Source organism: Halolactibacillus alkaliphilus (assembly GCF_900115465.1).
Classification (GTDB): domain Bacteria; phylum Bacillota; class Bacilli; order Bacillales; family Amphibacillaceae; genus Halolactibacillus; species Halolactibacillus alkaliphilus.
Genome location: NZ_FOWN01000050.1, coordinates 1 through 10,779, shown reverse-complemented (window position 1 = coordinate 10,779; position 10,779 = coordinate 1). Strand labels below are relative to the sequence as shown.

At 31.9% G+C, this 10,779-nt stretch carries 6 protein-coding genes and 1 pseudogene; 1 reads left to right on the top strand and 6 read right to left on the bottom strand.

The genetic code is table 11. The features are described 5' to 3' along the window. From BM163_RS13185 to BM163_RS13165, 6 genes and pseudogenes are all read right to left on the bottom strand, one after another. Positions 1–590 (bottom strand): annotated as a pseudogene (locus BM163_RS13185) (IS1634 family transposase); the annotation flags it as partial. A 1,450-nt stretch (positions 591–2,040) separates the two neighbouring features. Further along, complete coding sequence (locus BM163_RS13180; protein WP_229675579.1) at positions 2,041–4,533, bottom strand: DEAD/DEAH box helicase family protein; 2,493 nt, start codon at positions 4,531–4,533, stop codon at positions 2,041–2,043. A gap of 71 nt (positions 4,534–4,604) precedes the next feature. Further along, positions 4,605–4,781, bottom strand: a complete 177-nt coding sequence (locus tag BM163_RS13855; protein WP_170243752.1) for a hypothetical protein — start codon at positions 4,779–4,781, stop codon at positions 4,605–4,607. Positions 4,782–4,860: 79 nt separating this feature from the next. After that, the gene (locus BM163_RS13175; protein ID WP_089803640.1) at positions 4,861–5,052 is read right to left on the bottom strand and encodes a hypothetical protein; all 192 of its coding nucleotides are present in this window, start codon (positions 5,050–5,052) and stop codon (positions 4,861–4,863) included. 398 nt (positions 5,053–5,450) lie between these two features. Beyond that, positions 5,451–8,216, bottom strand: coding sequence for a TrlF family AAA-like ATPase (locus tag BM163_RS13170; RefSeq protein WP_089803639.1), 2,766 nt, complete (start codon positions 8,214–8,216; stop codon positions 5,451–5,453). Positions 8,217–8,924: 708 nt separating this feature from the next. Then, the gene (locus BM163_RS13165) at positions 8,925–9,518 is read right to left on the bottom strand and encodes a hypothetical protein (RefSeq protein WP_089803638.1); all 594 of its coding nucleotides are present in this window, start codon (positions 9,516–9,518) and stop codon (positions 8,925–8,927) included. Between the two features lie 118 nt (positions 9,519–9,636). Between BM163_RS13165 and BM163_RS13160 the strand changes: the two genes are divergently transcribed. Beyond that, a protein-coding gene (locus tag BM163_RS13160; RefSeq protein WP_089803438.1) for an IS3 family transposase occupies positions 9,637–10,760 on the top strand; the annotation gives its coding sequence in 2 pieces (ribosomal slippage) (positions 9,637–9,889 and positions 9,889–10,760; 1,125 coding nt in all). Positions 10,761–10,779 lie beyond the last annotated feature (19 nt).

The following is a 10,779-nucleotide window of genomic DNA, read 5'->3' as shown; positions in this document are numbered from 1 at the left end:
TTACGACCTTTTTTCACTTGATTTAATGTGCTTGAGAAGCTTGAAATGGAGGTGACATCGAAGGCCCAAAATTCATTCTCCATGCGACGTTGGCCTTGCTTTTGAAAGAAGGTCATACGACCTTCCTCATCAATCTGTTGAAATAAATCACTGCTTCTCTGAGAGGGTATATCTTGTTTAAACGGATGGTGGTGTAGTTTCTCCCAATGCGAAAATCGACTTAAAGAACTATTTTCTTCAAGTATTAAGTAATAAGCAATTGATAGTATCTGTTTATAGTAAGAGGGAAATGTGGCTTTTAAGTCCTCATATATCCCCGTTTGTTTGCCTATTTGATCAAAGAGATAGCTTGCACCATAAAAGGTGCGTCGCATCTGCGTAATGGGTGCTGGACCAGGTTTAACTTCAACCGCATTAGCTTCTTTTTTATTATAGGCTCTCGTAGGAATAATCTCACCCGTGTTGGGATCTACCTTTCCGATGAGCTTTCTCCGTGCACGTGATTGTTTCTTTTCTTTATCCCAGTAAGCTTTATTTTCATATGCATATGTAATCCCCGTTTGTTTATTGGTTTGATAGATTACTCCCACAATCATCACCTCGTTATACATTATAATATATAACGAGGTTAAAGTCAATGAAAAAACCGCTATTTATCAATGTTTATAGCGGTTTTTTATGAAATATCGTTATAAATTCCGGTAATGCAGGCTACACGTCCTAAAAAGACTCTGTATATATTAATCCTCATCCATCTACTATGTCTCCCTAAAAAATTGAGTTCCAAAACCGCCTCACCTTCCCATCCCCCTCACCCCCTTATCTCCCAAGGGCTCAGGTCCATTTCCCTCTCTCCCCTTCGTTTCCTTCATAAAAAAATTACGTTCCAGCTTTTTGCCCATTTTCACTCATTTGTGTAACGATTTTACACTCATTTTGAGAAAATAATTACGTTCCAGAATAGAGAAGGAATAGACGGGAAGCAGCTTGATTTTCTGCCTGAATCAGACAAGATAAAACACAGATTCTATTACGTGTAGAAACCAACTGAATAAGAAATGAATGTGCTTGAACCCTTACAGAAAAAAGTTTGAAAGATACCCGTGCAGAAAAAACGGTTGGATCAGGATCGGTTTTGAATGAAAATTAAGTCGGAGTGCGATTGAAAATCCAGAGAAATTGGCAATAAAAAATCCGAAGGCTAGCCGGAAAAACCTTCGGATTTGGAACATTATTTTTATTTAAGGAACGTTTTTATTTTGTTCGGAACATAATTATTTTGTTGGCACTATTAATTCATAATAAAGTTTAGTGAAAATGACAAAAAGAGAGAAACGGCTATAAACCTAGTAAACATAAGGATTATAGCCATAATAATATAATTATTTATTGATTTTATATGCAGCTAGAAGTCTAGACTGAGGTCCTCGGAAGAATCTCTTTTCTATTTATTTGGTTTTTTATTTTGGTACACTATTAGACTGCTAAAAAGTTCTTCCCTTAAATGGCTTCTTTTTCGCCATTTTCCTCCCTTTTTTCTGTTCTATGTTGTACGGAATATTCGTACAATTTTAAAAAATGTTCCGTAATGGAGTAAAGAATCTAGAGAAAAGAGACTGAAAAAGAATTGAATTCAGACTAAACCCTTACTGGACAAAGGATTGGAGGAATATAGAATTGAAAAAAGCGACTGGGTATGGATTGAATTTTGATTAAAAATGGGATTGAATTACGATTGAATCTCCACTGAGTTTTCCATAAAAAAACCGAAGGTCTGCCGGGAAAATACCGGAAAAACCTTCGGATCGGGAACGTTTATTTTATATAAGGAACCTTATTTTTTTATGGAGACAATATCTTGTAGCTTTAAAACAAAGTTTGATTAAAAATAGCACACAATTACATACATTACTGCAAATAGAGAGAAGCCAATTTTAAAAAAGTTTGATCAAAATGGGGCCTTCTTTAGTAAATAGAAGTTTGAATTTATAATAAAGTTTGATCAATCTTTCCAACTCTCTAAAGAAAAAATTGAGTTATTTATTCAAATGATGATGTATACTCGTCAACAAATTGCATTGGTTCTAACTTTAGAACGTGTAACAATTTAGAAATAATAGACACATCAAATTTATTGTAAGCAACTTGAGTTGTGAATTCCCTCAACTTTACTTTTAATTTATCCAAATTATCACGTTCAATTATTCTAATATTAGGATTAGGCGAAGCAGCGTATTCGAATTTTTTGCTATTGTGAATTAAAATTGGTGTGAAATCATCTATTACTGGATACTGCTTACTGAACCACTCAATAGAGCCATTTAATTGATTACAGTCCTTTTTATTTATTGATTCAGTAGTAGTTCCATTTTTGCATTCAATTACAAATCCTTTATTTTTACTAAGCCATAAATTATCGGGACCTTTGCTAAATTCTTTTTCAGGACGTTGAGAGAAAAAACCTAAGTGTTGTCCAAGTTCCAATATAGCTTGCTCAAATTGTTCGGACGTTTTTTTTGCAAAAACAAGTCTATCAATTATAGAATTCATACCTAGCACAAAGTCATTGGTATCTGAATACTCAGACATTAGAAATTGATTAATTTTGTTTGCTTGTGGAATATTATCCGATTTTATCTTTTTATATTCTATTCCATCAATTGGTTGCAATAGCTGATGATTTAACTTTTTTGCAGACAATAATGTTTGCTGCGATTCAGCAGAATCTATAAAATACTGATATCTTGCTAACTTATACTTTAAATACCCTTTTGTAATATCGCTATCTTGCCCGTTAACTAATTCTTGTATAACATCATATGCTTTCCTATAATCACGAATTTTTGCATGATTAAAAGCTGTTCTTTGCTTTACGATAAAATTATCAAAATTATTTTCTTTATTGTACTTTATGTTTATTAGAACTGACCTGCTTGTTTGAATCCATTCAGTATTCCTTTCTAAACAATAGTTAACTATTTTATTAATTTCCTCTAAGTTTAAATTTTTAACTTGTTTAAATAAGTTTTCTGATAGCTCCAATTGTTTTTGAGTAGCTTCAGTAAATATATTTTTTGCATTCCCATGGTAAAGGTTTTGAACTAAATCATTCCCCATCAAAAAGACTACGCAATAATCATCTTTTGAACGAACCCCTCTCCCCATACCTTGTTCAACTCTTTGTATAGTATTCTTTAAAGTTTCTTTACTTCCTCTTAACACAATTTGTTCATATTTATCAAATTCACTTCTAACATCTGGCACTCCATCAATCACTAAAATTTCGCAAGCTCTTTTAGGCAAATCAATCCCGTCATATTTATTAATTAGAACAACTAGCCCAACGTGAGACTTCTTTAAATCTTCTAATGTTTCAATTAACTCGTCATTGCCTTTTATTATAACATCGGCCACATCAGACCAATATTTGGATCTATAATCAGATGGAACTAGAACTACAACATTAACTTTATTTGATAGATATTTATAGTACTTCTTTAAATCTTCTTCATTGATTTCAGGATTTATTTCTTGTGGAATCAGAATTAAACGTTCTCCAATATCATTCGCATTTTTAGGGGTAATTGCATACGAGATGTCATCTTCATTAATATTAAAGTGCGAAACAAAAATGCTGTCGTCATCAATAGTAGCACTCATAAAAACTCTGTGAGGGCAGTCATCAAAGCTTTGAATAACTTCAATAGGCAAGTAATCAACATTAATTAAAATTTCATCACCCGTAATAATACAATTAGCTAGTTCTAGGTTATCTTTTACAAGGGGCCAATTAAAGAAAAGAGATTTATCATTAGAATATTCAAAATCATCTTTTTTACTATGTAACAAATTCCTAACAGTAGATAAATTATTGTTCCAATCCCAATAAGGGATTAACTGTTGCACACCTTTTTCCTTATCTTTTATCTCTAAATACCTAGATTCAGATTGATGTTTAATTGCATCAGAAAATAGATTCAATAGTTCATCATACATAGAAACGTTATTAGGAATTCGAATAGTAAATTTAGATTCGGCAACTTTAAAACAAGCATGGGCATCATCAATGATGATACAACCGATATCTTGTTTTATTTCATTAATACCAAAAACACTTCTTCCGTTAATTATTTTATGCATATTGGTAATTAAAATCTTTTCCCCTCTGATAAACATGTTATCTCTTGGATTATCAGTAACTCCAATACCTAAGTCACTTGCTTCTTTCATAACTTGTTTCACCAGATAATTATCAGGAACGACATAAACCCCTGGTCCTTTACCTTCATTTAGATAGGATTGTAATATTAATAGGCCTACAACAGTCTTTCCGCTACCAGTATTCATTTTAATAACAGTGTTTTTACTATCATTTCTATATTCTTGGAACCATTTTTCGAGAACAGTACTTTGAACATCTCGAAGGTATTCCTCATATTTCTTACTTTTTTCTGGTAGTACATCAAAAATTTGAACAGGATCAATAACCTTTTCACTATTAACATCCTCATTTAGTTTCTTGAAATTAATCAATCTAACTCCCTCATTCCTCAATTTTTTTAACAGAAAGCAGAAAATCATAAACTAGATTAGGAGGTGAAAACTCAATTTCTAAATTTATCTACTTTGACATTTTCGTAGCGCACACAATCAAATGCTTTCTCTGGAAGGAGAAGCCACGTGCCAAAATCCTCTTGATAAAGGACGTAAATCGGTTCTGATTGGTACACAAAAGGTGCTGTTCCGAAATCAACTTGTCGTTTAAATATATTGCCGACCACTCCTTTCAGCCCCTTTGAATTTATGTTCCTCAACTAGCTGTCGGAAATAACGTTACGCGGTTCGGAGATATTTGCGTTTCTATTTTGAATCCTCTTTCAACCACTCATCAAGAATCAGTTTTACCGGATCCATGACAGCCGCCTTTCGGCACTGGGGGTTTTCAACGTCAAAGTCTTCATGATTGGCATACTTTTTTACTATGTGCGCATCGATCCCTGTTTTCCGAATAACATTTACATAGCGTTCTCCTTTTTGATTGACTTCTGCCACTGAAAACACCTCCTAAATTTTCTCCTATCAAACGTTATTAGTCTAACGAGGAGTTTAAAGTTATTTATGAGTGTTGGCAATTGGCTTTTTGTATACTCTAGAGAAAAATACCAACTGCATAAATTAACTGCGGTAAACTATATTTTAAAATTCCATATACAAGGATATTTTATATTGAATAGAATTCTTGTACTGTGCTCTAACTTCTTTTAAATTATTATTTGTACTGCTTTTAAGTTTAAGGTATGCCTCCACCTGAAATTCGAAGAAGACGAAACATAGCACAGATTTTCTAATAACAATCGAATTAACAGAAACTTATTGCATAAATAAAACGTTAGCTAGCTGAGTTAAGTGGGAAGTTCTACTAGTCTATTCTCATTATTTGTCTAGGTAATTTAAATATTATATCTCTTTGCTCTTAATTTAAATGCGTTTTCCCCTCCTTCCATAACATCACAAATTTCCTTTCTAACTTCCTCTACCTCAATTGTTCCACTATATAGAACGTCTATATCTCTCGACTTTGAATTCATTGCAATTAACCACTCAGTATCGCCATTAACAGGTATATTTGCATTATGACTTACAACTATTATTTGTCTCTTATTTTTAACAATTTTCAACCTATCAACAATAAGTTCGTAAATTAAATGATTATCTAAATCATCTTCTGGTTGGTCTAAAAGTAAAGGAACATCTCCATAGGAAAGTAAAAAAGTTAGAATAGCAGATGTTTTTTGACCTGCAGAAGCATTTGATAACAGTTGAAAGCCAGAAGAGCTATTTGCTCTATATTTAACTGTGATTTCATCTTCAGGTAAATGTAATAATAATTCATCAATCTGCTCTTCATTTAATTCTTTTAATACACTCTCAAATCGTGATGAAAATGTACTAATACCATTATTTCTCACACTTCTAATTTCATTAATAAGCTCTTGCTGTAGATCAATTACATTCCCACCTTGTAAACATTTATCAGCAACTATTTTCAAGTCATCTTTAAAACTAGTTTCTTTTTGAATAATCTCTCTAAACCTTTTTAAATAATGGTTTCTATCTCGATACTGTCTCACTTCAATTTTAATATTTTCATCACTTAAAACTTCATTTATAAATTGTTTTCTAGTATCAGTAATTGAATTTCTAAGCTCTATAAATTCTTCATAGATTGCATGTAGGTATTCATTTTCACTAACTATATCACTTTCTATTTTCTCAATGTCCTTTAAATCTCTTTCTAGTTTGGATAATTCAACAGTAGCTTTTTCTAGTTTAGATAAGTCATCTATTCCTTTCTCTGCCAACTCTTGTTTAATTCTCATAAATTCATCTCTATTTAATTTTCTGTCACTAAACCACTTGGTTATTTGCATATCTCTTTTTAAACTCAAGTACATTTCATCTAATTTAGATTCTGCATCCTGTAATAGACTTTGTACAACTTCAAAATCCTTTAATATAGGATTAACAAGAGTAGAAATTTCGTCTTGATAGTTATCTCGATAAGATTCTATATTTAGATTTTTAATTTCAAATCCATCTCTAATGCCAGAAATTAAATCTTTTTTATTTTCAATATCAATATGAACTTCTTTAATAAGTTCATTTTCGTTATTAAATGCTTTAAATTTTTGAACTAAATCTTCAAAACCACTCTCTCTAAATGAGCTTATTTGTTCCTTTTTATCTTTTATTTCAGATATTATTTTGGACTTCTTACTAATTTGATATCTTAAGCTCCTTATTTTAGCTGATTGTTCTAAAAAATGATTCTTTTTCTTATTAATATCATTATTTATTTCCGACATGCCTTCAATCGCAACATCGATTCTATTTCTTAAAGCGTTAGGGTAACGTGCTATTTCAAAAATTTGTTTTTGAGAATAAATATCAAATTTAAAGAAATCCTTTAGGTCGATTATGTCTTGTTCTATAAACTCACTATCCTCTTTCTTAAAAACTTTCAGTTCCCTTACTTCATGTCTTTGAAAACCTGTTGCTTTAATTAGATATTCAAATCCATATTTAACAACTGTTATTTCAATAGTTGTATCTTCTAATAAAATACCAGTTGCCGAACTATTAACTTTAAAAAAGTCTTCTTGTTCTTTTTTTAATGTTGCTCCACCTATTGAATCTGCTAATTCAAGGTCTTGAATTTTTTTAAATACTCCTCTTATAAGTCTTAAAATACTAGATTTTCCAGAACCTCTGCCACCAATTATTGAATTCATCTGAGGATTAAAATCTAATTCAATCCTATTTCTATTTAATATTGTATTATTTACTTTTATATTTTTAATCCATAAATCTGGTAAATTATAAGGAATACTATCAGATTGAAAATCATTCCTAATTCTATACTCAGGTAATATAAGGGCTTGTTTTAAACTATCTAAATTTACTGTTTCATTCAGCTTAATCCACGTAAATCTCATCCCTATCCCCCAGAGTCCATGTTTAGGATTTCCAGGTCCATGCGGATTATCAGAAAAAGTTAGTATTGCTTTTTTCTCATCTAATGCCTGTGACACAGATACCTTCCAGTCCCTATATATACTTTTATCTATATCTTTTTGATAATACTCTTTTAAAGTGGACTCAATTTCTTCATTGTTTATATTGCCATCAAGAAATAATTGATGGACAACTTGAACTGCATCTATATTTTCATCTTTTAATAAGTTCTCTCTATTGGTAAATCCCATATTTGATATCCCATTAAATTCATCTATATGTGCAGGAATTACTAATGCATTTTTCTGACTTGCTGCTAGTGCCAGTTGTTGAGTGTTTTTATCAGTAAAAGCTTCATCAGTTGCGAAATTTTCTCTACTAATATTAATATTATTTAAAAAATCTTCTATATCTTGCGTAGATTTATCAACATCAAACAAAACTAACATATGTACTTTTGCCTCACCACATGTTACTTCAACACCTGGAAATACTATTAAACTAGTATCTTTGGCTGCTTCTTTAATTTGATCAATCCATCCTCCCGTGTTGTGATCCGTAACAGCAACCACATCCAAACCTTGTTCAATGCATCTATCAACCCAATCTTGTGCAGTAACCTCCTTATCCATAAAACATTTGCTAGCTGGAGTATGTAAATGTAAGTCTGTTTTGTACCATCGCGCACCTTTATAATTCATAATTATCCTCCTATGCCTTTCATTTATGTAGTACCAAATTCCCCTGTTTAGGCAACAAAAAATAAACTCTCAATATGGATGTTTATGAAAACATTTGAATTGATTTGGGTGTCCTCAATGGCCTTCTCTATTCCTTGCCCACTGATCACCGAATTCTACTCACTCTTTATAACTTCGTTGCTCATGCAGAATGAGTAGAACCTTCTTTATAGGTAAATCTAGAATTCCATATGTAATTATTAAAAAATGAGGATTTTTACTGCACAGTATACATCTACTATGCAATAAAGATCATTCCGCAATCTGGTAGACTAATTGAATAACACGCTAGGTAGTTTTAGTATCCATAAGAAAAAACCGCTTAATTAATATAGGTTCTCAATCAGACTTAATTACAAATTATCAAACTTTATTTTAAAGCTACACTCATCTTCTTCACCTTCTCTTTTACCTCTCCAGCACTACTTAAGTTGACTGGATGAATACTAAAAATCACTCGTAAGTATTAAATCGACTAGCGTAATGTATTGCATCAGCTTAATTGTATTATAATGGTTATACTTACAGTCATCGATCTCAATATCAAGATGTTTGCTCCCTTCTATAGCGACATCGATCCAATCCATTACAAATTAAATAACGTTAGTTTTTTTGCCGTCGATATTTGCACAACAGTTTTTAAAATAATCATTTGAATTTACTTGATCTCTAAATACCTTTAGTCGGTTTTTCTTCAAATCCTAAATCTGCTATTTTTAAAATAGATGTAAAAAACACTTTACTTAGTAAAGATTCAGGAAGATTATAATTTCTGCTAAACCCCCTCAAATTCCAACCTTCTGCAATAGCACGCTCTCCATTATGCTCACATGAAGATATAACTAAATTTTGAGCATGAATCTTAGTAATATTACCTTCTTGGAAGCGTTTTGTACTATTAGCAACCGCTCTATAAATAATTGAATTAATTTGCGCTGCAGAAAAATGATCCAACAAATTCATAAATACTTTAACAGTCTTCTTACCTGGAGAAAAGTTATAGCCTACTTTATCCATCTGATGTAAAAGAAATTCCAAACATTCACCTAAACTAATCTTTTTCCACATTTCATAACAAAATTCTTCGTCTTCCTCAAAGTCATCTGGTTTAGGATACATTAAACGCTCTATCATATGATTATAACTTCCGTCTTCAGGCTCAACATTTATTTTATATCTCACATCGAACATATTAAAACCTATTGAATTCTTTTCGCTATTCACACTAAATAGTTTGCAATCATTTGATGAATCTAAAACCATTATCCTTCTTGAAGTCAATGTCTTAATTACTTCTGATTCTAACTGGATAGGTTATACTTAACTGGACAGATTTCTTAAGGTGAATTAGAATAAACTAATAACCTTAAGGAGGCCATAAATGCCAAGTAAAAGACCAAGAAGAAAGTTCACAGATGAATTCAAAAATCAAATGGTACAGTTATATCTCAATGGTAAGTCCAAATCTGTTATTCTCAAAGAATATGAGCTTACCCCCTCTTCGTTAGATCGATGGATAACGCAACATCAGCAATCGGGTTCTTTCAAAGAGAAAGATAACAGGAGTGATGCTGAAAACGAATTAATCAAGCTTCGCAAAGAAAATGAACATCTGAAAATGGAAAATGATATTTTAAAGCAAGCAGCGCTGATACTAGGACGAAAGTAGAAGTCATCAAAGCAAATACAGACAAATACTCAATATCAGCAATGTGTGCCGTCCTTAACATATCTCGAAGTACGTACTATTATGAAGTAAAATCCAAAGTAGAAGATAAATCTTTAACCCAAGATATCATTAGAATATTCAAAGAAAACAGAAACAATTATGGCACCCGTAAGATCAAAAAAAAACTCAATGACGAAGGCAAAGTCGTTTCAAGACGAAAAATCGGACGAATTATGCGCGAAAACGGTCTCGTTTCAACATATACAATTGCGCAATACAAGCCTCATAAAAAGCCTTCAAATGAAGATTTAACTGCTAACGAAGTCAAACGAGACTTCACAAATAGAGAGCAATTAGAAGTTGTTGTAAGTGATCTGACTTATGTCAGGGTTGCAGGAAAATGGAATTATGTTTGCATATTAATTGACTTGTTTAACCGAGAAATTATTGGTTATAGTGCTGGTCCAAAGAAGGATGCAATGCTCGTTTATCAAGCTTTCTCACGGATAAACGCAAATTTGAACGATATTTCCATATTCCACACAGATCGTGGTAGCGAGTTTAAAAACAATGTAATTGAAGGGTTGATTGAAACGTTTGATATTAAAAGATCTCTGAGTCAAAAAGGGTGTCCATACGACAATGCGGTTGCTGAAGCCACTTTCAAAGTATTTAAAACAGAGTTTTCAAATCGGTATATATTCAAGTCGCTAGATGAACTTAGCATCGAACTAGCAGATTATGTGAATTGGTATAATAACATAAGAATTCACTCAACACTAGGCTACCTGACGCCTGTAGAATTTAAAAGAAATGCCCTTAAGAAAATTGTCTGATTTAGTGTTGACAATCCAA

Bases quoted from the DNA above. Each gene is read 5' to 3' on its own strand.
- BM163_RS13170 (WP_089803639.1), bottom strand. From the start codon at position 8,216: ATGAATTATAAAGGTGCGCGATGGTACAAAACAGACTTACATTTACAT.
- BM163_RS13165 (WP_089803638.1), bottom strand. From the start codon at position 9,518: ATGGTTTTAGATTCATCAAATGATTGCAAACTATTTAGTGTGAATAGC.